Origin of the sequence: Salinimonas chungwhensis DSM 16280 (assembly GCF_000378185.1) — a bacterium.
GTDB classification, from domain to species: Bacteria; Pseudomonadota; Gammaproteobacteria; order Enterobacterales; family Alteromonadaceae; genus Alteromonas; species Alteromonas chungwhensis.
In genome coordinates, this window is the sequence record NZ_KB899378.1 from 231959 (window position 1) to 256361 (window position 24403).

At 47.7% G+C, this 24403-nt stretch carries 23 protein-coding genes; 7 read left to right on the forward strand and 16 right to left on the reverse strand.

Going from position 1 to position 24403, the window contains the following annotated elements; genetic code table 11:
• Nucleotides 1-73 precede the first annotated feature (73 nt).
• Both epmA and efp read right to left on the reverse strand, forming a co-directional pair.
• Entirely contained in the window at nt 74-1051 is a 978-nt protein-coding gene (gene epmA / locus F458_RS0107915) for an elongation factor P--(R)-beta-lysine ligase (protein WP_018982867.1), read from the reverse strand.
• A 56-nt stretch (nt 1052-1107) separates the two neighbouring features.
• Entirely contained in the window at nt 1108-1677 is a 570-nt protein-coding gene (gene efp, locus F458_RS0107920; protein WP_018982868.1) for an elongation factor P, read from the reverse strand.
• A gap of 36 nt (nt 1678-1713) precedes the next feature.
• Here efp and epmB point away from each other — a divergent pair, with 36 nt between their 5' ends.
• On the forward strand, nt 1714-2745 hold the full coding sequence (gene epmB / locus F458_RS0107925; protein WP_026294573.1) for an EF-P beta-lysylation protein EpmB: 1032 nt from the start codon (nt 1714-1716) through the stop codon (nt 2743-2745).
• Here the strand turns inward: epmB and F458_RS0107930 are convergent.
• On the reverse strand, nt 2742-2936 hold the full coding sequence (locus F458_RS0107930; protein ID WP_018982870.1) for a hypothetical protein: 195 nt from the start codon (nt 2934-2936) through the stop codon (nt 2742-2744). The genes epmB and F458_RS0107930 overlap by 4 nt on opposite strands.
• 112 nt (nt 2937-3048) lie before the next feature.
• Here F458_RS0107930 and priC point away from each other — a divergent pair, with 112 nt between their 5' ends.
• Nucleotides 3049-3357, forward strand: a complete 309-nt coding sequence (priC, locus tag F458_RS0107935; protein ID WP_018982871.1) for a primosomal replication protein PriC — start codon at nt 3049-3051, stop codon at nt 3355-3357.
• On the opposite strand, the gene F458_RS0107940 is transcribed toward priC, so the two are convergent.
• Both F458_RS0107940 and F458_RS0107945 read right to left on the reverse strand, forming a co-directional pair.
• On the reverse strand, nt 3358-4653 hold the full coding sequence (locus F458_RS0107940; RefSeq protein WP_018982872.1) for a hypothetical protein: 1296 nt from the start codon (nt 4651-4653) through the stop codon (nt 3358-3360).
• A gap of 88 nt (nt 4654-4741) precedes the next feature.
• Nucleotides 4742-5416, reverse strand: a complete 675-nt coding sequence (locus F458_RS0107945; RefSeq protein WP_018982873.1) for an HAD family hydrolase — start codon at nt 5414-5416, stop codon at nt 4742-4744.
• A 176-nt stretch (nt 5417-5592) separates the two neighbouring features.
• Between F458_RS0107945 and F458_RS20085 the strand changes: the two genes are divergently transcribed.
• Nucleotides 5593-6816, forward strand: a complete 1224-nt coding sequence (locus tag F458_RS20085) for a GGDEF domain-containing protein (protein ID WP_018982874.1) — start codon at nt 5593-5595, stop codon at nt 6814-6816.
• Here F458_RS20085 and F458_RS0107955 read toward each other — a convergent pair.
• From F458_RS0107955 to nudF, 7 genes are all read right to left on the reverse strand, one after another.
• Complete coding sequence (locus tag F458_RS0107955; RefSeq protein ID WP_018982875.1) at nt 6786-8270, reverse strand: GAF domain-containing protein; 1485 nt, start codon at nt 8268-8270, stop codon at nt 6786-6788. The two genes, F458_RS20085 and F458_RS0107955, sit on opposite strands and share 31 nt — an antisense overlap.
• A gap of 10 nt (nt 8271-8280) precedes the next feature.
• On the reverse strand, nt 8281-12819 hold the full coding sequence (locus F458_RS0107960; protein ID WP_018982876.1) for an EAL domain-containing protein: 4539 nt from the start codon (nt 12817-12819) through the stop codon (nt 8281-8283).
• Between the two features lie 74 nt (nt 12820-12893).
• Nucleotides 12894-14786, reverse strand: a complete 1893-nt coding sequence (gene parE / locus F458_RS0107965; RefSeq protein ID WP_018982877.1) for a DNA topoisomerase IV subunit B — start codon at nt 14784-14786, stop codon at nt 12894-12896.
• Between the two features lie 119 nt (nt 14787-14905).
• Nucleotides 14906-15490 (reverse strand): YqiA/YcfP family alpha/beta fold hydrolase, encoded by a 585-nt coding sequence (locus tag F458_RS0107970; protein ID WP_018982878.1) that lies wholly within the window; start codon nt 15488-15490, stop codon nt 14906-14908.
• The gene (locus F458_RS0107975) at nt 15487-16263 is read right to left on the reverse strand and encodes a metallophosphoesterase family protein (RefSeq protein WP_169334831.1); all 777 of its coding nucleotides are present in this window, start codon (nt 16261-16263) and stop codon (nt 15487-15489) included. Before F458_RS0107975 ends, F458_RS0107970 begins: the two co-directional genes overlap by 4 nt.
• Nucleotides 16224-16619, reverse strand: a complete 396-nt coding sequence (locus tag F458_RS0107980) for a DUF1249 domain-containing protein (protein ID WP_051085007.1) — start codon at nt 16617-16619, stop codon at nt 16224-16226. Before F458_RS0107980 ends, F458_RS0107975 begins: the two co-directional genes overlap by 40 nt.
• Nucleotides 16620-16666: 47 nt before the next feature.
• Nucleotides 16667-17293: an ADP-ribose diphosphatase gene (gene nudF / locus F458_RS0107985; protein ID WP_018982881.1), complete on the reverse strand. Its 627-nt coding sequence runs from the start codon at nt 17291-17293 to the stop codon at nt 16667-16669.
• Between the two features lie 267 nt (nt 17294-17560).
• Between nudF and tolC the strand changes: the two genes are divergently transcribed.
• Nucleotides 17561-18934, forward strand: coding sequence for an outer membrane channel protein TolC (tolC, locus tag F458_RS0107990; protein WP_018982882.1), 1374 nt, complete (start codon nt 17561-17563; stop codon nt 18932-18934).
• Nucleotides 18935-19018: 84 nt separating this feature from the next.
• Here tolC and F458_RS20665 read toward each other — a convergent pair whose 3' ends face one another.
• The gene (locus F458_RS20665; protein WP_018982883.1) at nt 19019-19177 is read right to left on the reverse strand and encodes a hypothetical protein; all 159 of its coding nucleotides are present in this window, start codon (nt 19175-19177) and stop codon (nt 19019-19021) included.
• 109 nt (nt 19178-19286) lie between these two features.
• Here F458_RS20665 and F458_RS0108000 point away from each other — a divergent pair, with 109 nt between their 5' ends.
• Entirely contained in the window at nt 19287-20114 is an 828-nt protein-coding gene (locus F458_RS0108000; RefSeq protein WP_018982884.1) for an ion transporter, read from the forward strand.
• A gap of 69 nt (nt 20115-20183) precedes the next feature.
• Here the strand turns inward: F458_RS0108000 and F458_RS0108005 are convergent, their stop codons facing one another.
• Complete coding sequence (locus F458_RS0108005) at nt 20184-20459, reverse strand: YrhK family protein (RefSeq protein ID WP_018982885.1); 276 nt, start codon at nt 20457-20459, stop codon at nt 20184-20186.
• A gap of 171 nt (nt 20460-20630) precedes the next feature.
• Between F458_RS0108005 and F458_RS0108010 the strand changes: the two genes are divergently transcribed.
• Nucleotides 20631-22301 (forward strand): cation:proton antiporter, encoded by a 1671-nt coding sequence (locus F458_RS0108010; protein WP_018982886.1) that lies wholly within the window; start codon nt 20631-20633, stop codon nt 22299-22301.
• A 27-nt stretch (nt 22302-22328) separates the two neighbouring features.
• On the forward strand, nt 22329-23294 hold the full coding sequence (locus F458_RS0108015) for a universal stress protein (protein WP_018982887.1): 966 nt from the start codon (nt 22329-22331) through the stop codon (nt 23292-23294).
• 27 nt (nt 23295-23321) lie between these two features.
• On the opposite strand, the gene F458_RS20090 is transcribed toward F458_RS0108015, so the two are convergent.
• A complete protein-coding gene (locus F458_RS20090; protein ID WP_018982888.1) occupies nt 23322-23675 on the reverse strand; it encodes a DUF6768 family protein in 354 nt (117 codons plus the stop codon).
• 1 nt (nt 23676) lies between these two features.
• The gene (locus F458_RS20095) at nt 23677-24234 is read right to left on the reverse strand and encodes an RNA polymerase sigma factor (RefSeq protein WP_018982889.1); all 558 of its coding nucleotides are present in this window, start codon (nt 24232-24234) and stop codon (nt 23677-23679) included.
• Nucleotides 24235-24403: the final 169 nt, after the last annotated feature.

The window sequence follows — 24403 nt, forward strand, 5'->3', positions numbered from 1 at the left end:
TAACTGAAAATACGATGTTTGGAAAAAAAGAGTGAGCAGTAGCGGCTATGCAGAATAGCAAAAGAAGGTAAGTTCAGGCGTTGCCAACGGGAAAGTTTAAAACCTGAGCAATATGAGTAGCCCCCGTCTTGAGCATCAGCAATCTGTCGATGCCGAGCGCCACCCCCGCACAATCAGGCAGCCCGTGTTCCAGTGCGCTCAAAAAGAGCGCATCAACCGGAATCTCGGGATAACCCATTTGCCGGCGGATCTCGTTATCACGCTCAAATCGCTGGCGTTGTTCACGGGCATCAGCAAGCTCAAAAAAGCCGTTAGCCAGCTCCGCCCCCCGGAAATAAACCTCGAATCTATCGGCTGTGCGCGGATCGTGCTGGCTGACTCTGGCCAAAGCTGCCTGACTTGCCGGAAATCCATACACAAAGCAGGGTCGCTCCTTACCGAGTAGTGGCTCTACTGCAACTGAGAAAAGAAGCTGCAAAATGTCATCGTTATTCAGGGTTTCCGGATTATCAATATCAATTTTATGGGTTTGCAAAGTGTTGATCAGTGACTGACGGTCCGCCGCGAGCGGATCAATTCCCCCATGGCTTTGCATAGCTTGCTGATAAGTGATTCGCTGTCCAACCGACGTACCAAGCGTTTGTTGTAGCAAAGCATCTACTTCGTCCATCAGCATATGGTGAGTAAAACCCGGACGGTACCATTCGAGCATGGTGAATTCTGGATTGTGCCAGCGCCCGGCACTTTCATGCCTGAAAGCTTTCCCTATTTGGTAAATGGGCCCGCTTTGTGCGCATAACAGGCGTTTCATGGCATATTCAGGTGAGGTTTGTAAATATAGCTGCTGAGACTTGCCGGTGTCGCTGTGCGCAAAACAAGTCTGAAATGCCTGTAAATGAACATCGGTAACCGACCCATGACTGAGTATGGGCGTGTCTACTTCCAGTACATTACGCTGATAGAAAAACTCGCGAATGGCGCGCAGCAGTTGCGCTCTGGCCTGGCGGGCATGTTGTGTGGCGGTAGGCTGCCACGGTATGGGTGATGTCATTGGCTAAACCCCAGGATAAAGGCGATCACGCATTACGGACCGCCGCCTGGATACTACTATTTTTGAACGCGAGAGACATACTCACCAGAACGGGTATCGACCTTGATCACCTCACCCGTTTGAACAAACAAAGGAACCCGAACCACCGCGCCGGTGCTCAGTGTCGCTGGCTTACCACCTGTACCGGCAGTGTCACCTTTAAGACCCGGATCTGTTTCAGTGATTTCCAGCTCTACAAAATTAGGCGGGGTAACAGTAATCGGCGTGCCATTCCACAGAGTAATGGTGCACATATCGTTTTCGACTAACCATTTAAGATTATCCCCCACCGCTTTTTCGTCAGCGGCGATTTGTTCGAATGTATCATTATTCATAAAGTGATAGAATTCGCCATCGGTGTACAAGTACGCCAGTTCGGTGTCCAGAACGTCGGCGCTTTCAACGGTTTCGCCCGAGCGAAACGTTTTTTCCAGTACTTTATTAGAAATCAGCTTACGAAGTTTTACTCGGTTAAACGCCTGGCCTTTACCGGGCTTTACGTACTCGTTTTCTAAAATGTTACAAGGCTCGCCGTCCAACATAATTTTCAGGCCACCTTTGAATTCGTTGGTGCTGTAATTAGCCATAAATCCCCTGTCAAAACATAAGGTGTAAAAATGCAAGTGGCGCAAATAATACCTAAAAAAGCGGTGACTGTAGAGCATAACTGGCAAAAAGAGTTAGCGATGAGCTTCACCGATCCGTTAAAGCTGCTTGAATACCTGAATCTTGAAGTCGATAAGCTCGGCCATCACGGCGATGCCAGGCGACTATTTCCCCTTCGCGTACCTCGCCATTTTGCTTCTTTGATGGAAAAAGGTAACTGGCAGGATCCACTCTTACAGCAGGTCATGCCGCTGGACAGTGAATTCATCCACACACCGGGCTTCAGTGATGATCCGCTGGAAGAACATGACACTGCCGCCAAGGGGTTGCTGCATAAATATCAAAGTCGGGTATTGTTTATTGTCCGTGGTGGCTGTGCAGTCAATTGCCGGTATTGTTTTCGGCGCCATTTTCCTTATGGCGATAACGCGGTGAACCGGCGTCAGTGGGAGGATGCGTTAGCGTACATCCGGCAGCATCCAGAGGTAAATGAGGTTATCTATTCAGGCGGCGACCCGCTCATGGCTAAAGACGACTTTTTACACTGGCTTACTGAGCAGGTAGCAGCGCTGCCGCAAATCACACGTTTGCGTATCCATTCCCGTTTACCGGTCGTAATGCCACAGCGGATTGATGATGCCCTCGTCAGCTGGCTTACCAGCACCCGTTTAAACATGGTACTGGTGCTTCATATTAATCATGCCAATGAAATTAGTCCGGCATTAGCAGAGCGTCTGCACGTGCTGCGAAAGGCGGGAGTGACATTATTGAATCAGGGAGTCTTATTAAAGGGGATAAATGATAGCGCGGACACGCAGGTGGCGCTCAGTGAAGCATTATTTGAGGCTGGCATACTGCCTTATTATCTGTTTATGTTGGATAAGGTTCAGGGTGCAGCGCATTTTGATGTCAGCGAAACCCAGGCAAGAGACATTGTCCGACAGATGATAAAGCGTTTACCGGGCTACCTGGTCCCTACCCTCGCTCGGGAGATTGGCGGGCAACCCGGTAAAACGCCTGTGGATTTGCATCTGCAGCCAGTCGGTTAAGCGTAGGTATTTACCGTGGCGCCCAGAGACGGATTAGCCGAGACAGGTGCAGGCGAGACAGCGGCGGCTGACTCGAGCAGCTTAAGCGACGCCTGACCTTCCTGTTGCTGCTGGTTTTTAGCCATTTTTAACGACGCAATTTCAAGCGCCGCCCCCGTTGTTAATGAGGCGCTTGCCCCTTGTATACTCATACCACCGTCCTTATGTTGCTTGTCGCAACATTAAAAAGCAGGCAAAATTGCCGGCTTCACATGGCTATCGGCCAGTGTCGTCTATTCTTTAACCTAACTCCAAAGGGCCATCATGCAAACGGTTCACGCACAACTCCAGGAAACAATTCAAACGCTTTACCGTAAAGCAGTGGATGCTGACAATAAGCTTGACCAGTTACAACAAGCGCAGCAGGGCAAGTTTGCTGCCATTTTTAGTCAGGACAGTGGTTTCAGAAGTCATTCGAAACGCTTTACGCCCTATGTCCAGGAAATTACTGAAGACTGGCAACAGCTCAAAGATATGGATGAAGAAAGTGCCAGGCAGGCTCTGCCAGCGCTGGTTGCAAAACTGCAGCTGGCCCTGGAGACGGTAACTAAGTTCCAACAATCATTAAAGTAGTCAGTCGCTACCAGCTGCTTCACCATAAAACGGCATCTGGGCCAGTCGGGCCCGGATCTGCCTGACTTCTTCAAGGTATGCCTCACTGTCCACCTTTTCGTAACGGCGATTAAATTCTCGTTTCGAAAGGCCCTCCACAACGCCTTTTATGGCGGGCATATAAAGACTTTCATCAGCAGCTGTGGCCAGTGTTTGCTGCGCGCTGGCCGCGGTATCCGGGTTGGCCAGAACTTTGGCCATTTCCACCCCTGCCAGGTCAGCGGTAAGGTCGACAAAACTATATCCAGATCCCCCCCGGCCTCTGTCCATCAGTTCCTTAAATTCACCAATGGCTACTGTCACTTCCTGCTCACTAAGCATTTTAAGAGCCGCTGAAATAATGAAATGTTTGGATAAATCACTACGCCCGCGCAACAATACTGAGCCCACGGGTTTTGGCGGCTGGTCATAATCCAACAGCACATCCCCTACCAGGTTGGCGATACGGTGATGACCGATAAAAATAGCTAACGCTAAAACAGCAGCTTTATTATGTTGAACCACCGTCTCCTGCGTACTGTTTTCGCTGGCCCGGGCCATCACCCTATTAAGGTATGTATTAAATGGCTGTGACTGTTTCTTTGCAGCAATGTCCTGCGTTGCCAGATAGCGCAAATACTCCTTAGTCATTACTGTCAGCTCATCCGGTTCATCCTGCTCAAAACCGCTACGAATTTGGTTGAGCTGTTGTAAGAAAGGCTCCATGGGACGAACCGTTACTGCCACCTGGCCGTCAGTCATTGCTACGTTAGTTATCTGACGACGGGCCTGGGTGCCTATATCACTATCAGTGTAAACATTGAGCGCGGATTCCACAATGCCTACGGCAAATGCACCAGGGATATATAAGCTGCCAATACGGACATGGGAGATAGCCAGCTTGTCAGCCGGCAGCACTTCAATTTCAATATTCAGATATGCAGTCGTTACTATCGCGGGAACGGCCACACTGGCGCTGATAAAACCAGACTCAGAACGAATACGGGTGGTGCCGTGTATATAAGGAGCTGCGCGTTGTACAAAACCAATCAGGCTTTCAACTTGTTGCTCACTTACCGTGATTACATGCGTCTTCTGCCGCTGGTTGATACTTTGCCGCACCTGCGACAGCAGCGCTTTGACGGTGTCAGCATCGGCGATTTGCTCTGACGCATTGGCCTTCACAGACGGCTGCGTATCAAGTACCAGCACCACCAGAAGTACAACTGTCGCCAACAGACCTGTGACAATAGCACCTAACACACGAATAACAGACAAGCTATATAACCTACTTAATTATGAGAACGCGTATTTTTGGCCATCCGACGCTCAAATTCAATGTAATTTAAGCGTTTACCTTATTATTTCAGATAAGCTCGGCGTCCAGCCACTGGCTCAGAGAGGAATAAGAGGCGGTGGCTGTCTCAAAATGATGTGCGGCAGACTGCGCGGTGGGGATCACCACACAGGGAACACCCGCCGCCACTGCAGAGTGCATTCCATGCATCGTATCTTCCACTGCAACTGCCTGGCCAGCCAAAACACCCGCCATTTTCAACGCCTTTGCATAGCTTTCGGGGGCAGGCTTGCTGTGAGTAACATCTTCTACGCTGACGATAACATCAAAATAATCATTGAGGTTGTACTGACTTAACGTTTGCGATACCGCCAGCTGACTGCCCCCGGTAACCACACCCAGTTTGTACCCTGCGTCATAACAACGAGTGATAGCCGCTTGTGCATCGTCAATAAGTGGAAAAGCCTGGTCGGACAAATAGGCCCTGGTGAGCTGGTGTTTCTGTGTTGCCAGCGTTTCTGGTGACACGGTGAGTTTGAAATGTTCGACCACATCAATAGCATTTTGCGCCACTGGCATGCCCACCATTTCAGCGTTGTGAAACGACTCGGTAAGCGTAATATCGTATTGCTTTAATAAGTTTACCCAAAGACTGAAATGCACAGCCTCTGAATCAACCAGCGTACCATCATGGTCAAACAGGATGACCCGGGTATCGTCAGACAAAGCGTGTTTTTCGATCAATGTATTTTTCCTGTGGAGCGACTGGTGCGTTTCTATACGTCGTTTTTTTATAAAAGCAGCTAAGTCGCCCTGGTAGGTGACTTTAGCCAGCGTTTTGATGTATAGTAACGCCGCTTATTGCGCTGTAATAAAATTTAAATTAGCTTGCATTCTGGGTTTTTGGCAAAGGATTTGTCTTGTTAGATACGTTTACCCTTTTAGTTTGTACCACCCTTATCAACGCGATGATGATTGTTACTTTAATCGCGTTGTATCAGACCAGTTCATCACAACGATCGATTCTCGACTGGCTGGGGGGCATATCCTGTTTCTTTGGTTCGAATACCGTAGGCATCATTTTATCGCTCACATCGTATGAGCAGTGGCTGTTACCAGCACTGGCCAATACATTGTTCGTCGCCGGTAACGGGCTCATCTTAAGCGGCATCTGCCGTTATTTGCATAATCGCTCCGTCCATAAGCTGGTTGTACTAGTGGCCTCTGCTACATTCTTTGCTCACCTTTTTTCTTTTGTTCAGCAAAATGTGGAAAATCGCAGTCTGGTGGTCTACCCGCTGATTATCGCCCTGTGCGGTGCAGCCGCTGTTTTGCTGGGCCGCCGCCAGTGGAAGTCACATACTACGGGCTTGCTTCCGCTGACTATTGTTATTGCTGTTTTTACATTGCAACTGGCGGCACGCTTTATCGCGCTGGCAATGGACAAACTGGATATACCGATATTCAGTAACAGTTTTATCATTAACTCCGGTATGTTGTTTCTGATGCTTTATGTTATGGCGCTGGCCATGAGTATGGCCTACCTTATCAATTGGGCCCGGGAACAAAATTTAAAACAGATGTCTCAGACGGATACCCTGACGGGGTGGCTGAATCGTCGGGCATTTACTTCTAAAATGCCCGCACTGTTTGATAGTACACAGAGGCAACTGCACCCACTGGCATGTATTGTCCTGGATATTGATTTTTTCAAGCAGGTGAATGATAACTACGGTCACGCCATGGGAGATGAGGTGTTGATTCATGTCAGCCACGAAGTACGTAAAGTCACCCGCGACTGTGAATATCACTTTCGAATGGGCGGCGAAGAGTTTGTTTTATTATTGCCAGATTGCGATGAAAACCAGGCCTTGCGTGTCGCTGAGCGAGTACGTGTAGCAGTAGAGAGTTCACCCTATGTACATGATGGCGGAGAGCTTTACTGTTCGGTGAGCCTGGGTGTGGCGGTAATGCCCGCACCCGCTTGTGACGATTGGGATCGATTACTGCAAGAGGCCGATAATGCGCTTTACCAGGCGAAGGCCTCGGGCCGCAATACCACCTGCTTGAATACTGTTGAATCGGTGAAAAGCCCCGCGGCCAACTGTCAGAACTATGAAGAAAGTAAGAATTTATCCGCCTGACGTAGAATAACAGCACGCACTTTTTTTGCCAGTAACTGGTTTTCCTTCGTCCACGCCCGGCTCGCCTCACCCCGCACCTGGGTCCATTTTTCAAACGATGAACGTGGGCTAAGTACACCCGCTGAGTCCGTTTGCTGCACCGATTTATCCGGGTTGCCTGCCCAGTCGGTATACTGTGCTTCTGGCAGGCGAAACGCATAGCAACGCAATGTATGAGTCTCAAAATTGGGCTTAATTGCTAACACCCCACGGATCCCGGTTTCACTAAACTCATCACCGTATTCATCACTAATATTTTGCGTCTGAAAAATATAATCAGATAAATCGTTCTGTACCTTACGATCGAGGCGGTTTAACAAGGCAGTATCCAACGCCTGCCCCGCCTGATACCAGGCACCGTTAAGATATAACGCGGTAGAAGATGCTCCAAGCATCTCAAGCAGGATATCAGCCATATACTGACAGCTGTCTTCTCCGGAACGTTCATTCAGCTCGCTGACTATTTTATCTACCTGATTGTCAATATTGGTAAGCAGTGAAAGCCGCTGGCGGGAGCGGAATGAATTGAAAACAGTACAGAAGTGACGCACTAACTTTTCTGCCGCATTTCTGGTTTGCAAATCCAGAAACAGCGGCGCAGGATTATGGCAGGCAACAATCCCCCACAACTTATCCGATATAATTAACGGTATGGAAAACGACGCGCCTACGCCCATATTCTTGAGGTATTCGGCATGCACCGGGGACACACTGCGAAGATCTGACCAGGTCAGATCCGGGATATCGCCATTTTGTGAAAGAATATCGGAAGCAGGACTGTCAACGCTGGGGATAATTCTTGAAGGATTCTGAAAATACAATTTTCGGGCAATTGCGGGAATATCCGATGCAGGAAACTTTAGCCCCATATAACCATTTCCCCCGCGTGTTTTTTCGGCGACCACTTCTCCGACCCAGTCGCTGTCAAACCGGTATAACATCAGGCGGTGAAACGGCAAAATACTATGCAAGGTGCTAAGTAACTGTATGAAATAGTCCTCTTCCTGCCAGCCTCCGGGGGCGTCCGGGTAAAGTTGTGCTTCTAATTTTGAATACGACGGTAAGTTTTCTGTCGGACTGTCTTTTTCCAGTTCTACAACCACTGCGCCTTCAGCCCGTATAAGCCTGACATGCAGGCTTTTACCATTAACCTGTTGATGGTAATTCAGGCTACGCTGGCCAGGCACATTACCCAACGATGAAAGCATGGATTCATCCAGCCAGTTCAGAGCCTCAATACTATTACCAGGTAGTTTTGTCGCATCTTGCCCTATAAACGCGTCGATATTGGCACTGGCGTGGGTGATTGCCAACGAGGCGGTGTCGATGATGAGCAAGGCACCAAAACTTTGAATTTGTCCTGACAAATGCAATTTTTCTTTTTCACAATTCGCCAGTAAGTCTGAAACCCCCATCAGCGGCTCCTTATTTATTCAGCCTGTGTTTTGCCGGATTTGATGACAGCAAATCGGTCAGTTGATTGATACCGGTAGGTTTATACAGATAGAAACCCTGAACAATTTCGCAAGCTTCTTCTTTTAACACCGTGAGCTGCTCTTCGGTTTCCACACCTTCGGCGACAACCTGTAATCCCATTGCACTACCCATGCGAATCACTGCCAGCGCAACCGCTCGGTCATCTTCGTTCTGCGCAATGCCGCTAACAAAACTCTTATCAATCTTAATTTCCTGAATAGGTAACTGCCTCAACTGTGACAACGACGAGTGACCGACGCCGAAGTCATCAACACTTAGCATAATCCCAAGATCAACCAGTTTGTTAAGTTCTTCAATCAGGATATCCAGGCGCTCTGCCAATGCGCTTTCGGTAATTTCGAATTTGAGGGTATTGGCCTGAATCTCATAGGTATCCATCAAATCTTTGAGTTGCTCAACAAACGAGTTGTCCTTCAACTGTTTTACCGACACATTAATGGCTACTCTGGGGATATCGACATTATCTTTTCGCCATTGGCGCATCTGGGAAAACACCAGCTCAATAGCATGAATACCCAATTGCTCGATCAGACGGCCTTTCTCAGCAACTTCGATAAAGCGATTGGCTGGCGTTTTTTCCAGCGCTTCACTACTACAGCGTAACAATGCTTCTACGCCCACAATGGCGCCTGAGTTGATTTCCACCTGGGGCTGATAGTCGATATGAAACATGCCTTCTTTGAGGGCATCGCGCAACGCCTGCTCTACATCCAGGCGATCATCTGCTTCCTGCTTCATTTCGTGGGTAAAGAACTGATGTTGATTACGTCCCTGCTCTTTAGCCCGATACATTGCCGTATCGGCATTTTTCAATAAGGTAAAGTTATCTTCACCGTCTTCCGGAAATACAGCAATTCCAATGCTGCAAGAGGCAAACAGGGTATGTTCATTAACTTCAAAAGGCGCATTGATAGTATCAATAATACGCTTGGCTACCTCATCAACTTCGTCGACCGTATCTGCCTGCAAAATTGCCACGAATTCATCGCCGCCCATTCGGGCCAGCATGTCCGTATCTCGCACGCACTTTTGTAGCCGCAGCGTTACCTGCTTAAGTAACAAATCGCCAATGTTATGCCCTAAGCTGTCATTGATCTTTTTGAAGTCATCCAGATCAAAGAACAACACTGCACACAGCTGTTGCTGACGACGGGCATTATTGAGCATCAAATCCAGCCGTTCCATCAGCGCACTGCGGTTCGGCAATCGAGTTAGCTCATCGTGCGTTGCCAAAAATTCAATCTTGCGCTGTACACTTTTTATCTCGCCCACATCGCTGTAAGTCAGCACGTAGTTAGTCAGCTTACCGTCGGCATCGGTAACCACGTTGATAGTGAGCCACAATTTGACAGGCTTGCCGTCACTGTTAATATTTTCAATCTCACCCTGCCAGTATTTTTGCTCATCCAACGCCTCCCTTACGCTTTCGAAAAACGACTCGGAATGTTCTTTTGATGCCAAATCTCTGGGCGTTTTGCCAATCAGATATTCCAGATTAAAGCCCATGAGTTCGGTAAACGCCTCATTCGAGGTGATGATATTTTTCGACTCATCGGTAACCAGAATCGCCTCACCGGCGCGGTCAAATAGTTTACCTGCCAGCTTAAGCTGCTCGTTTGCATGTCGCGCCCGGGTAATGTCATTAGACTGGGTACAAATTGATTTGACGGTACCATCGCTGTCGAAAATTGGGAAACGCACCGCTTCTAAGACTCTGCGACCCTCGTCGTTGGCAAACTCATCAACGGTACGCACGGGGGAAAGAGAACGCATGGTATCTAAATCTTTTTCACGAAGCCTGCGTGCGATGTCTTTGTTAAAAATATGGTTATCTGTTCTACCCAGCACATCTTCGGAGCGCAGGTTAAAAATTTCTTCAAATCGTGCATTTACAAATTCGTAGCGCCCGGCACTGTCTTTCAGAGCAATAACCGACAACGAATTATTCATAATGGAAAGCAGCTTATCCTGATTTTTCTCAACATCTTCATGGGCTTTAACCAAATCTGAGTTATCAATAATAACCAGGATAACCCCTGTGACCTTGTTTTTTGCATCACGCAGCGGGGTAATGAACAGGTTCAGCGTCTCCCGTTCACTGGGTTTGATAATGATATTCAGCTTGCCACCACTTTTCATGGTGGACTTTAAGCGGCTGTCGATATCAATAAAATATTCCGGTAAGTTTAATTGTGAAATCGGCTTTTTATGGGTACCGCTATTTAAATGGTATTTACGATCCGCCGCTTCATTGGTGCGATTTAACCGCAGCTCCTCATCAAAGATAAACAGCGGGAAATCCAGGGTGTTATAAACGCTTTCAAGCTCGCTGTTAATTGCTGCAAGATCGGCAGATTTGCGCATGCTCTCTTCATTAACGCTGATAAGTTCTTCGTTAGTGGCCTGCAACTCTTCATTAGTAGCCTCAAGCTCTTCGTTATTGGCCTGAAGCTCTTCATTGGCTGCCTGCACTTCTTCATTAAGCGCCTGCATCTCTTCAGCTGAGGCAGCCATTTCTTCGGTGAGTGTCTGCAATTGCTCGCGCGCTGCAATTAGCTCAGCCACATCAGCGTTTTCGGTATCGTAATCAGCATCATTAGTGACCAAAGAAGCTTCGTCAGCCTGACGAAAATTCACGATATAAAGGTCCGAATTGTCTTTTTCCAGCGGAATTACCGCTACCCGCCAGTATTCCTGATTCTTTTTGGCTACCTGACGCGGCCGGCTAACTGCGACTTCTCCATCTCGCTTCGCTTTATTAAATGCTGAAAGCAGCTCCGCCGAGAATTCTGAGACCACAAGTTTGGAGATATTCAGATCCGGCGAACCCGATGGGAAATTAATAAATGATTGTAAATCGCCGCGGGAGTGCAAAATTGAAAAACGTGTATTGATTAAAATACTGGGGCCGAATTCTCTAACGAGTGTTTCGTTAAAAAGCCGCTCGTAACTGGTCGAGGCGTTTTCTTTGGCCCGGGTTGGCGTCACTCCGCCCTTTAACATCCGGGGAACCGCTGGTCGCTTTGAATTTTCACTGACTTTAAAAATTCGACTGCGTCGATCGACGGCTACAAAGAACTCTTCTTTTAAACCGATAGATTCAGACTTCCCTAAAAACAAAATGCCAGAATCTACCAGCGAATATCTGAATAATGATAAGACCCGTTGCTGTAACTCTGTATTGAAGTAAATCATCACATTTCGAAATGAAATCATATCCAGATGCAAAAACGGCGGATCACGGGTGATATCCTGGCGAGAAAATGTAATCACATCACGCAGACTTTTTTTCGGCTGAAACGCGTCCTCTTCGTAGCGGAAGTATTTTTCCACCAGCTCAGAATCCAGACTACTCACCGAGTGAGGCGAATATTTGCCCTTACGCGCTGTACCCAGGGCCTGTTCATCAATGTCGGTGCCAAACACCTGCAAGGTAACTTCTTTTTCTTGCTGGCTGATTTCTTCTAAAAAAAGAATCGCGATAGAGTAAGCTTCTTCACCTGTCGCGCAGCCGGCGACCCATACCCGTATATTCTCACCGGCTTTTTTATTCTCGACAGTATCGGCGATATAACGCTGAATAGAGGAAAAAGCGTCTTTATCCCGAAAAAAATTAGTGACTGAAATCAACAACTCTTTAGATAGCGCCTGCACTTCGTCAGGATCCTTTTTGAGCTGTTTCAGATAGTCCTCAAGGTTATCATTTGATGTAGCGATGAGCCGTCGGTTTACCCGGCGCAACAAGGTGGTTTGCTTATAGAAGCTAAAATCAATTTTAGTGGTTTCCCGAACCACGTTATACATTTCGGCCATTAATTTATTGCGGGCGTCTTCCGAGTTAGGAAAGAAGTTATCCGCAATATTATTAGTGAACGAGGCAATTTCCTGACCCATATCTTCAGGCGTGAGGACACGGTCAACCTCCACCGCCTTGAGCGACGCTGTGGGCATTCCGTCATATTTGGCGGTTTCAGGACTTTGCACTATTGCAAAACCACCAGCACTTTTGATGTTTCTCAGCCCTCTGGAGCCATCACTGCCGGTGCCTGATAAGACAATACCAATACTATGATCACCAAGCTCATCGGCCAGTGACTCAAACAAAATATTAGCTGAAGGCTTTGGTGTGACATTTTCGGGCGATGACTCCAGTTTCAGGAGCCCGTTTCGATAAACAATATGATAGCCCGGTGGCCCCACATAGATGATGTTTCTTTCGACTTTTTCATCATTTGTGATGTCTTTAACAGTGAAGGAAGTTTCTCTGGCCAGAATATCCGACATCTGGCTTTTGTGGCTGGGTGACAGATGCTGAGCGATGACGAGACTGGCATTTACATCACTAGGCAGGTTGGAAACCAGACTAATCAGCGCCTCGATACCGCCGGCTGACGACCCCACACCCACTATGAAAGGGTGTTCTACTGTACTGCTGTTATCAGATGACGCCGATGTTGCCATATTCATTTATCTCAGTTTCTCGCTTAAGCCTGGTGTTTCACAAAAACGCACGCCACATCTGACGTTCAATAATTAAACCGCTATATAACTTCCGCTTTATTGCCTTTACTTTCCAGCCAGCTGCGCCGGTCACCACTGCGTTTTTTAGCCAGCAACATATCCATCAGCTCCAGCATATCAGCACCATCTTCAACCGTTAGCTGAACCAGTCTTCGGGTGTTGGGGTCCATGGTTGTTTCGCGCAGCTGAATCGGATTCATCTCGCCCAGCCCCTTGAACCGCTGAACGTTCACCTTACCCCGTTTTTTCTCGGCTTCTATCCGATCCAGTATGCCCTGCTTTTCCGCTTCATCCAGTGCATAAAACACCTCTTTACCAACGTCGATTCTAAATAGCGGAGGCATTGCCACGTACACATGACCCTGTTCCACCAGCACTTTAAAATGTCTGACAAAGAGCGCACATAACAAGGTGGCGATGTGCAGCCCGTCCGAATCTGCATCTGCCAGAATGCATATCTTTCCGTAACGTAAGCCGTCCACATTTTCGGCGGCAGGATCAATGCCCAGTGCCACAGAAATGTCATGGATCTCTTGTGAACCCAACACTTGCGATGAGTCTACTTCCCAGCTATTCAGAATTTTTCCCCGCAGCGGCATGATCGCCTGAAATTCGCGGTCTCGGGCTTGTTTGGCTGAACCTCCGGCAGAATCACCTTCCACCAGAAACAGCTCAGAATAATTAATATCCTGAGAAGAGCAGTCGGTTAACTTGCCTGGCAACGCTGGTCCCTGAGTCACTTTCTTGCGGGCGACTTTCTTGTTCTGTCGCATCCGGCGCTGAGCATTGCTGATACACATCTCCGCCAGCGCCTCGGCAACATCGGTATGCTGATTAAGCCAGAGGCTGAACGCGTCTTTGACAACCCCAGAGACAAACGCTGATGCTTGTCTTGACGATAGCCGCTCTTTGGTCTGTCCGGCGAACTGTGGATCCTGCATCTTTGTGGAAAGAATGTACGTACATCTATCCCAGATATCATCCGGCGTCAGCTTCACTCCACGGGGTAGCAGGTGACGAAATTCGCAGAACTCCCGCATGGATTCAAGCAACCCCTGACGCAGTCCGTTTACGTGGGTACCGCCCTGTGTGGTAGGGATAAGGTTTACGTAGCTTTCGGTAACTAACTCCCCCCCTTCGGGCAACCACATGACCGCCCAGTCAGCAGCCTCAGTGTTACCACTAAACGCCCCCACGAACGGCACATCTGGTGGAATGGTTTCATACTGACGCACGGCCTGATGCAAATAATCCTGTAAGCCATCCTCGAAGTACCATTCGTAGGTTTCTTTTGTGACCTTGTTATCAAACTTTATACGCAACCCCGGGCAAAGGACGGCTTTTGCCCGTAAATTATGTATCAGCCGGGAAGCGGAAAACTTCGCCGAATCAAAATATTGTGGATCTGGCCAGAAACGCAGTCGTGTGCCGGTATTACGCTTACCACAGGTGTCGACCACGTTGAGATCTTCAATCTTGTCACCATTGGCAAAAACAATCTGATAGACCGTAGCATCCCGGCGAATGGTAACTTCCACTCTCGTAGATAATGCGTTGACAACCGAGATACCCACCCCATGCAGACCGCCTGAGAACGCATAGCTTTGATTAGAAAACTTCCCCCCGGCATGAAGCTTGGTCATGATGAGCTCAACGCCTGGCATTTTTTCTTCCGGATGGATATCCACCGGCATCCCTCGTCCGTCATCAGTCACCTCCAGTGACTGATCTTCATATAGCGTTACTTTAATATTGGACGCATGGCCTGCCAGCGCTTCATCGACACTATTATCGATTACTTCCTGACCAAGATGATTGGGGCGCGCGGTATCTGTATACATACCCGGGCGGCGCTGAACCGGTTCCAGACCATTGAGGACTTCAATTGCTTCAGAATTATATTGATTAGCCATAGATATCGTTTTTTTCTTTCCTGATACCGACTTATCTCGCCGGCGCCGACAACACGCTGTGCCACATCTGCACGATGGTAGCAGGAGTGTCAATGCCGGGCAATTAACCCTTCATCGCGCTAGCGGATATCAAGAAACGTTGCGATGTCGGGAAGATGGTTGGTGTAGTTAATAAAACTATGATCGCCGCCCTCTTCAATCATCAAGGTGGCACCCGCATATTTTGTCTGTGCCTGACGATAATCGAGGGTTTCATCGCCGGTTTGAAGCATAACACGATATGCCTGCGGTGTTTTGAGCACTTGTGTATCCAGGGCCTTTAATAATTCCATATCATCATTGACAAGATGAAATACTTCGTTGGTGTAAGGGTTAACATGTTCACCGAGATAATCCACGAGTAATTCATACGGTTTCACCGCCGGATTGATAAGCACCGCTTTGCCACCAAAACGCTCCACCAGATATGTTGCCAGGTAGCCCCCCATTGAACTGCCGATAATTTTAAGGCCATCTTCAAGTAATTGGGGATGCGTAGAAATGTAATTGTCTAGCTGCCCGAACACTTTAGACGGATAATTGGATAAGGCGGGCGTATGTATAGTGGTGGCGGGATAATTTCGGGCAAACCACTGCACGGTAGACTGGGCTTTTACGGATTGTGGTGAGCTTAAAAAGCCGTGCAGGTACAACACATCACTCATGCTACTCTCCTGATAAACGTGGTTATGGTGCCGTCCGGGGCCAAATCCACCACTCGCACGCCAGGCGCTGCATCGTCAAGGCCGAACTCGGGTGTCATTGCCCATTGCCAGCAACTTGAAGGCGAAGACCAGATGGGACGCTGGGCTATATAACACTCCCGGGCGGTATGTATATGGCCATGAATAAGGCCTCGTATTGCCTGGTTTGATGCAAACCATTGCCGCAATGCAGCAGCATCAGTAAGACAGTGACGGTCCATCCAGCTTTCACTGTCAACCGGATGATGATGGACGGCGGCAAGATGGAAATGATCGCGATTGTCGGCAACAGCCTGAGCAACCTGCTCCATCTGCGCTGTTCCCACCAGACCGCGCGCTCCCTCAAAGGTTGAATCCAGCCCATGCAGCAGCCAATGTTTCAGGCGCCAGGGTTCACCGGCCTGTAAAAGCAGCGAACCCAGCATCTCTGCAAAATAGGGATTTACATCATGATTGCCGGCGATAACTTTTGTGGCAACGGAACTGCAATACTTAGTATATAGCGCGATGAAATGTCTGTAGCTCTGTGCGGTATTATCACCACTGATATCACCGGTAAAAATAATTGCATCCGGTGCTAAGTCGTTACTTAACCGCAAACACTGTGCCAGCGTCTGATAAGGATTTATATCACCGTATACACATTTTGTAGTATCGGCCATCAAATGGCAGTCGGTAATCTGAATCAGCCGCATCAGGCTTCGCTGGTGACTCTTGGCTGGTGTTTCAGACAAAATTGCAGCCATTCCGCCAAAAAGATATTAACCATTTGCTTTTCGTTACGCTGGCGCATTTTGTTATTAGGATAATCGTAAGACGCGGCAAACGCACCGGTATTCTGGCTACTGATAACTTCAGCTACCCGCGCATCATGATACAAGCGAACAGTCATAGATGGCTTTAGGTAGGCCGGTGAATACGCGTTAACCTGGTCCACCGTTAATGTAGTAGTGTAGCGGGCCGCATCAGTAATCGTAATCCGATAGCTCAGTACATTCCTTACCGTAAACTCGAACGTCATATCGGCAGTGTCACACTCAGGCAACACCCGTAAAAACTGGGCATAGTTCAATTCGCATACCGCCTGCATGCTAGGCAGGTTTGGCACATACTTGCGGGTGAGCCGATTTGATATATTCACGGTGTTTGCCAACTTTTCAGTAATTCCTGTTTGTTCATAAAAAACCATTGTAGCGCAATAATCGTTGCTGCATTGTCAATATGGCCATTTTTGAGCCATTCAAGCGCCTGACTTTCGTGAACCCTGTGCACGCAAATATCTTCTGATTCGCTATCCAGGCCATGAACACCGTGCGCGGTGGTCGCATCAGTTTGGGCGACAAATATATCAATGCGTTCAGTGGTCCCGCCTGGACTGGATAAATACGACAGGGCCTTAGTTAATTGGTCAAATTCAATTCCTGCTTCCTCTTTAGCCTCTCTGTGGCAGACCGTTTCAGAGGTTTCACCCTCGTCAATAATACCGGCTACGATTTCAATCAGCCAGGGCTTATCGCTGGTGGCCAGCGCGCCAATCCTGAATTGTTCGATGAGCACAAACTCATTCGTGTGCGGATCGTAAGGCAATACTGCTACGGCGTGGCCGCGCTCAAATACTTCGCGTTTAACAGGACCACTCCAGCCACCATTAAATAATTTGTGGGTAAACTCATACTGTGTGGTTTTAAAAAAGCCTTCGTATAAAGGCCTGGTACCTGAAACTTTAACATCGTCTGAGGTAAACCTGTGTATTTTATTGTTCATTTACATTCACCTTCGCATGTAAAAAAGATAAGATAGTGCCAGATGTGGTTTTTTGCATTGATATACCCAAGCTATCAAGGTGCAGGCGTGCTTATTTACCCACTGGTGGTTTTTATCTTCGGGGATAAGCATTACTGTGTATCACATTCTGTTACAGTTAAATACGCTTCGTAACGACATTGGACTACCGGATTGCATTTGATTTTCATACACTTGACAACCTAGAGCAGTCTGAAAGACGCAAAATTAATACAGGAAGGCGAATTAATGAAACGTACACTTCTGTCGCTAGTCATTAGCCTCGGTGTGACCACCTCTGCACTGGCAGACGACTTATTTCAGGTTTATCAGCAGGCGCTGAGTAACGATCCGGTCGTTAACAGAGCACAGGCTCAGCGGAATGCTGCTTTTGAAGCAATTCCCATCAGCCGGGCGAACCTGTTGCCGCAGATTTCAGGCGCTGTGAATTATTCGCAGGCAACGCGGGAGAACACTCAGTTTGCCGGTGATCAGGAAAACGTTACGCTGATCACGCTGGACACCGATACTGAAACTCTACAGTACGGGTTGGACTTGTCTATGTCGCTGTACGATCATGCCAACTGGGTCGGGCTTGACCGGGCGGAGAAATCCGCTGAGCAAAGTGATGCGCAACTTGCTGCGGCTATGCAGGAACTGATTGTGCGTACCGTGAACGCGTATTTTGATGTGTTAAGGGCAAAGGATAACCTGGAGTTTGTCGGCGCAGAAAAGCGTGCTATCAAGCGTCAGCTTGAACAAACCAAACAACGCTTTGAAGTTGGCCTGACGGCCATTACCGATGTTCATGAAGCACAGGCCAACTATGATAATACGGTAGCGCAGGAAATTCAGGCAGAGAACCAGGTCGAGCTTGCGCTTGAAGCATTACGGGTAATAACCGGTGAATATCACGATCGTCTCTACCCGTTAGATACCGATTCGTTTTCTGCCACCATGCCCAGCCCTGCTGATCCGGAAAAATGGCTGGAAATTGCTGAAGACAAAAATCTGTTGCTGCTGGTGGACCGACTTGCAGTAGATATCGCCAAAGAAGATATAAGCCAGGCCCGTGCGGGGCATTACCCCACACTGGGACTGACGGCCTCAGCAAACCGTACCAAGAATGATATCTCTGGCGATCGCATCGACTTCGAAACCCCCTATCTGGATGATTACAGAGTAGGTGTAAACCTGAATATTCCGATTTTCCAGGGGTTACGCGTCAGCAGCCAGACAGAACAGGCAAAACACCTGTACATTGCAGCCAGTCAGGATGTTGAGCAGACCTACCGCCAGACGGTGCAGTCGGTGCGCAGTTCCTACAACGATATTATGGCAGCCATATCCACTATACGTGCGCTGGAACAGGCGGTAGTGTCGGCACAAAGTGCATTGAAAGCCACAGAGGCGGGCTTTGATGTTGGCACCCGAACCATCGTGGATGTTCTGGATAGCACCAGAAACCTGTTTAATGCCCGTAGTAATCTTGCCGGTGCCAGGTATGACTTTATCCAGGCGGTTGTGTCATTGAAACAAGCCGCTGGCACGTTAACCAGTGAAGATGTAAAGATGATCAACAAGGGTTTACAACCGCCACAGGCGGCGACATCAGGTAATTAACCCATAATGGAATTAAAAAAGGGGCCTGAGGCCCCTTTTTTAATACTTTTTTTAGTCGGTGCGTCCGATGATGCATGAGCAGTGCTAAGAGGCCACCTTTCGATTGACCATTTCAAGCAAGCCGGACAAGGACTTAATTTTTACTTTAAGTTCACCAACCGTTTTTGGCTCAGGGGTGAAGTGCTCAAGCTCCTGAGTAAACTGGTTTAGTTTGCGTCGCAACGTTTCAAGATCAGGTTCCATTGATATTCTCGTTTCCATACGGACAGGTATAATGATAATAGTGTAGCACTTAAACACTTTTTGCAATAACGCACCTAGCCACCAAATCATCTACTGAGAAGTAAGTTACATGCAAGCCGCTCAATTACAACGTAAATTTGAAGCCATTCGGGCAAATAAAATTTTTGAAACCTTTGTGATTTGCGTCATTATTGTGTCGGCTTTGTTAGTCGGCGCAAAGACGTATGATATGCCACGTGGGGTTGCCTCGCTGACTTTAATCCTTGATTGGTTTATCAGCATCTTCTTTCTTACAGAAATTACTATTCGATTTCTTGGTGAACGCCGTAAGCGGGATTTCTTCAAAAATTTCTGGAACTGGTTCGATACGCTCATCGTAGTGGTATCTCTTATTCCAGCAGAAAGTACTGACCTGGCCATTATAGGGCGACTGGTCAGGGTATTTCGCGTATTACGGATGATTTCAATTATCCCTGAGCTGCGAATCTTACTGGTCTCGCTGGTCAAAGCGCTCCCGCAGCTTGCCTACGTAATGTTGCTGATGTTTATCATATTCTATATCTATGCCGCTATCGGCAGCACCTTATTTGAAAATGTAAATCCCGACCTGTGGGGCGATATTGCCATTTCACTGCTGACCCTATTTCGTGTCATGACCTTTGAAGACTGGACGGATGTTATGTATGAAACCATGGACGTGTATCCGTTCAGCTGGTTCTACTATATCACCTTCATCTTTTTCACCGCGTTTGCCTTTCTTAATATGGTTATCGGGATCGTGGTCAATGTCATGGAACAGGAAAACGCAAAAGCCCGGATTGAAGAACAAAAAGAAAACCCGGAGCCTACCCTGCGCGATGTCATGGACGAACTTAACGCGCTTAAAGCTGCAATAGACAAACAACAACCTGGCGGTAAAAATAGCCGGCAAGAATAATGGTTTGCATACAGCGGTAATTTCGGCCTGAGTAAAGGAAAACTGATTACGTCCTCCTAAGACCCGCAATCAGTTTTCCCAATGACTTGCTGGCAGTTTTTTAATATGCAGGTGACTGGCCAGGCGAATTGTCGGCCTGATAAGAAATTGAAAGCTACCAATAATAAACAGCCATATGGCGGCTTTTTCGTAATCGGGAAATAAAAATAATACACTGCCTGCCAAAAACCACACAGCAACCAGAAAATCATTAAAAATACTCGCCACTTCGTAGCGGCGTCGCAGGACAAGTTCTTCATTGCCCATATGAACCGTAAGCGGATTATCAATATTTTTTTGTGCCATAGCGAACTCTGATCTCCTGATTACTTGCGGGCTTTATGCACTGCACCATTAACATATTTCTTCACGTTGTGAAAACCGCCGCCCCTTAATTTAATCAGTGCACCTTGCAGTTTTACTCAAAACGATAATACTTCTTATTATCGAGTGTGCAGTTCGCGCATAAAGGTGATCATGAAAGAGCTTATTGCCCAGTCCAGCTTTTTTGAAATTACGATACTGCTTGCACTTGCTGCTACGCTGGGGCTGGTTGGTATTCTTTTACGTCAGCCCCTCGTAGTTAGTTTTGTTGCGTTGGGGATTGCCACCGGCCCAACCGCATTGGATCTGGTGCATTCCCAGGAAAAAATTAACCTTCTTTCTGAGCTTGGCATCGCCTTGCTGCTTTTTCTTGTTGGCATAAAACTAGATCTTAAACTGATTAAATCCATCGGTGCGGTTTCTCTGGCAACCGGTCTGGGTCAGGTTTTTTTTACATCTCTTATTGGTTTTCTACTGGGGCTGGCGCTGGGTTTCGACGTAATCGCAAGTCTGTACATTGGTGTAGCACTGACATTTTCATCTACTATTATCATCGTCAAGCTGCTCTCCGATAAACATGAAATCGATACACTTCACGGGAAAATTGCACTGGGCTTTCTTATTGTTCAGGATTTAGTAGTCGTTCTGGCTATGATTGTACTGGCCAGTTTCGCCGTAGGTAATGCTGATGTTACTGCCAAAGGCAGCCTTGCTCCGGAGCAGGCATTGCTCTCCATTGTAGGGTTGCTGGCTTTTATCGGTTTATTCATTCGCTTTGTGGCCAATCCATTGAGCAGGATGCTGGCCCACGTCCCCGAGTTACTCCTTATTTTTTCTGTGGCGATGGCTACCATGATGGCCTCGGTAGGGAAGTACATCGGGCTTGGTATGGAGGTAGGAGGTTTACTTGCGGGGGTGGCCTTGGCCTCAACGCCGTATCGGGAAGCCATTTCCACCCGCCTTGCTCCCTTAAGAGACTTTCTCCTGCTGTTCTTTTTTATTGGCCTGGGCGCACAGCTGCATTTATCAGATTTGGGCGCACACCTGGCAGCGTCTTTATTGTTCTCCGCGTTTGTATTAATCGGTAACCCGCTGATCGTACTGGCTATTATGGGCGCCATGGGGTATCGCAAGCGCACAGGCTTCCTGGCGGGGCTGACAGTGGCGCAGATCAGCGAGTTTTCCCTTATCTTTATCGCCATGGGGGTGACAATCGGCCATGTTCAGCAAGATGTCATGGGGCTGGTAACGTTGGTGGGTATTATCACCATCGCGTTATCCACTTACATGATCACCTACTCCCACACTCTGTATGGTTTTTTTGAAAAATATCTGACGGTTTTTGAAAGAACCTCGGTGTCAGAAAACCAAACCATCGACCATACAACGGCGACCATTAAGCCAGAGATTATGATTTTCGGGTTAGGCCGGCTCGGCCGATCCTTATTAGCCACATGGCAACAAAAAGGGACCCCGGTGCTGGGAATTGATGTCAATCCGGCGGAAGTTCAGCAACTCGTGGGTCAGTCATTACCTGCAATTTACGGTGATGTTACCGATGGAGAATTGGTCAGTGAGCTTCCTTTTGAAAAAACGGAATGGGTTATCTGTACCTTTCCCTGGCATCACACCGGACTGACCTTTGATGATGGTCGACATGCACTTTTACAAACCCTCAGGCGGCTCAGTTACACCGGTAAAACCATTGCTATAGCGCATTCAGAAAGAGATGTGAAAAGACTTAACGAAGCTGGCTTTGATATAGTGATCAGCCCTCACGCTATCTCAGCCAGTGTCATTTGTGACCTTGTTAAAGATCAGTAATTGTTACAGCCGAAAAGGCCAGATACTATGCCACAGCCATTAATCAGACTAATGCTGGTAGTGACCGACCCAGTAAATATAACGGGTTCGCTTATCAGTGATACTATTCGCTTAGCAATTAACAAAGAAGCTGAATTGAACATTCTTTGTGTCTTGCCTGAAATAGCTGAACATTACGCATCGCTGGATATTCCAAAGACAGAGCAGTCAGCAATCAGTACTGCCCGTTCGCACCTTCAGCATCATATTGATGCTCTCGATACGCAGTGTAATATTCCGGCTGACAAGCTTAGCGTCGATGTTGTATTTGGAAAGCCTTTTATCGAGATAATTCGTCACTGTAAAAACCGAAAGATTAGTCTGGTAATAAAAGAAGCAACTAAAGAGAGCTGGTTACGTCGCATGTTAGGCAGCAGCGATATGCATCTTCTCAGAAAATGTCCTGTACCGGTTTTATTGCTTCGGGAACCCGCTTTACCCCCGCCTGAAAATATTCTTATCGCAGTAGATTTTGACCGGGACGATCCGGAACTAGCTTACGATCCTCTTAATAAACGTATGCTGGAGCTCAGTATTGCGCTATTCGACTCATCAACCACACATTATACTCTGCTCAATGTGTACGCATCCCCTCAGGCGGGCTTTGTGGGCCTGTTTGCTGATGATCCGGAAACCGCGATGGCGTCCCTGGAAGCTGACGAAAAGCGTTTTAAACAGGGAGAGCTCAATATGTTGCTTCACTACCTGCAAGCGTCTTACATATCTCCTCCTGTATTTAAAAGAGTGTTCACATCGCTGATCCAGGGACGAGCGGAAGAGCAAATTCCTCGTCAGGTACAGCAATCGGGCTGTGATCTTCTGGTTATGGGCACGGTGGCTCGCACCGGGATCCCCGGATTGCTGATTGGGAACACCGCTGAAGATGTTCTGCTTGATATCAGCTGCAATGTTCTTGCTCTGAAACCGCCAGGTTTTGTCTCGCCTGTTACATAAAGCTGCGCAACCGGGTTGCGAGCCTGGTTAAAATTTACCGATGGCTGCTAAAAACCGACGTAGCTCTTCCGACTGGTATTGTTTGTTCGTTTGAATGTAAATCCATAGCTTGATGGTGGTTTGTGCCTGAAAACTGAGAATAAGACATACCCCCCAGAAAACAGGATCCCTGGTATGAACGAGAAAAAACTGATAACCGCAAAACAATAATGCAGCGGTAAACAAAAAAGCCAGTATATAACCCAGCATCATCGGTCTTTTCGACGGTGACGAAAAGCCGGTTTTCAGATAATCGGCAAAGCTCTCGTCACCCTTAATCAAACTATCAAGGTGTGCCGTTTCCTGAGCCAGCTTGCTACGCAGGTCATTGTCTTTAGACATATCATTCCCCTTCGTGATTGATGGAATTAGTGGATAAGGCCTCTCGCATCAGCGTGCGTGCTCTGGATAGCCTTGACTTGACGGTTCCCTCTGGCAGGCAAATAGTCAGCGCTGTTTCTGCCACGGACAGGCCGTTTATATAGTGGAGTACAGTTACTTCCATTTCGTTTTCCGGCAAACTTGTTACCAGTGAAACAATACTGCTGACCTCCAGGTTTCGGGCTGCAGCTTGCTCATCTGCAATATCCTTATGCTCGATGCGTTTTTCATGAATGCGCTTAGCGCAATCGATAATCTCCCAATGTAAAGCCCGAAACAGCCAGCTTTTGAACAGATAATTGTTATTTAACCGCCTCAGGCGTTTCTCAATTTTAACCCATACATTTTGAACTACGTCTTCTGCAATCATCACATTTTTGGTTTTAAGCAGGGCGTAGCGTTTCATAGGTAAGTAAAATATATTATAAAGTCGTATAATGGCGTCTTTATCACCGCCTTTGGCCTGGAAAACCAGAAAGCTGATAGCTTCCTCATTAGGATCTTCACTGAGTTTTTTCATTGGCGAACCGGCCACACCACTAGCGCGGTTATTGTTGAATTACGCCATCCGCGACGCCTTTCAAAAGTCGTTTTTTTCACTCGCTTTGAAGCGTATTGAGCCAAACGTGTCGATAAACACATGAATCATTACCCCCTTTGTGAAGCCCTTGTATAGAAAGACGAAGCAG

What these genes read in the sequence shown, in the direction of transcription:
- epmA (WP_018982867.1), bottom strand. Translation starts at nt 1,051, where the DNA reads ATGACATCACCCATACCGTGGCAGCCTACCGCCACACAACATGCCCGC.
- efp (WP_018982868.1), bottom strand. Translation starts at nt 1,677, where the DNA reads ATGGCTAATTACAGCACCAACGAATTCAAAGGTGGCCTGAAAATTATG.
- F458_RS0107930 (WP_018982870.1), bottom strand. Translation starts at nt 2,936, where the DNA reads ATGAGTATACAAGGGGCAAGCGCCTCATTAACAACGGGGGCGGCGCTT.
- priC (WP_018982871.1), top strand. Translation starts at nt 3,049, where the DNA reads ATGCAAACGGTTCACGCACAACTCCAGGAAACAATTCAAACGCTTTAC.
- F458_RS0107955 (WP_018982875.1), bottom strand. Translation starts at nt 8,270, where the DNA reads ATGGGGGTTTCAGACTTACTGGCGAATTGTGAAAAAGAAAAATTGCAT.
- F458_RS0107960 (WP_018982876.1), bottom strand. Translation starts at nt 12,819, where the DNA reads ATGAATATGGCAACATCGGCGTCATCTGATAACAGCAGTACAGTAGAA.
- parE (WP_018982877.1), bottom strand. Translation starts at nt 14,786, where the DNA reads ATGGCTAATCAATATAATTCTGAAGCAATTGAAGTCCTCAATGGTCTG.
- F458_RS0107970 (WP_018982878.1), bottom strand. Translation starts at nt 15,490, where the DNA reads ATGAGTGATGTGTTGTACCTGCACGGCTTTTTAAGCTCACCACAATCC.
- F458_RS0107980 (WP_051085007.1), bottom strand. Translation starts at nt 16,619, where the DNA reads ATGCAGGCGGTATGCGAATTGAACTATGCCCAGTTTTTACGGGTGTTG.
- nudF (WP_018982881.1), bottom strand. Translation starts at nt 17,293, where the DNA reads ATGAACAATAAAATACACAGGTTTACCTCAGACGATGTTAAAGTTTCA.
- tolC (WP_018982882.1), top strand. Translation starts at nt 17,561, where the DNA reads ATGAAACGTACACTTCTGTCGCTAGTCATTAGCCTCGGTGTGACCACC.
- F458_RS20665 (WP_018982883.1), bottom strand. Translation starts at nt 19,177, where the DNA reads ATGGAACCTGATCTTGAAACGTTGCGACGCAAACTAAACCAGTTTACT.
- F458_RS0108000 (WP_018982884.1), top strand. Translation starts at nt 19,287, where the DNA reads ATGCAAGCCGCTCAATTACAACGTAAATTTGAAGCCATTCGGGCAAAT.
- F458_RS0108005 (WP_018982885.1), bottom strand. Translation starts at nt 20,459, where the DNA reads ATGGCACAAAAAAATATTGATAATCCGCTTACGGTTCATATGGGCAAT.
- F458_RS0108010 (WP_018982886.1), top strand. Translation starts at nt 20,631, where the DNA reads ATGAAAGAGCTTATTGCCCAGTCCAGCTTTTTTGAAATTACGATACTG.
- F458_RS0108015 (WP_018982887.1), top strand. Translation starts at nt 22,329, where the DNA reads ATGCCACAGCCATTAATCAGACTAATGCTGGTAGTGACCGACCCAGTA.
- F458_RS20090 (WP_018982888.1), bottom strand. Translation starts at nt 23,675, where the DNA reads ATGTCTAAAGACAATGACCTGCGTAGCAAGCTGGCTCAGGAAACGGCA.
- F458_RS20095 (WP_018982889.1), bottom strand. Translation starts at nt 24,234, where the DNA reads ATGAAAAAACTCAGTGAAGATCCTAATGAGGAAGCTATCAGCTTTCTG.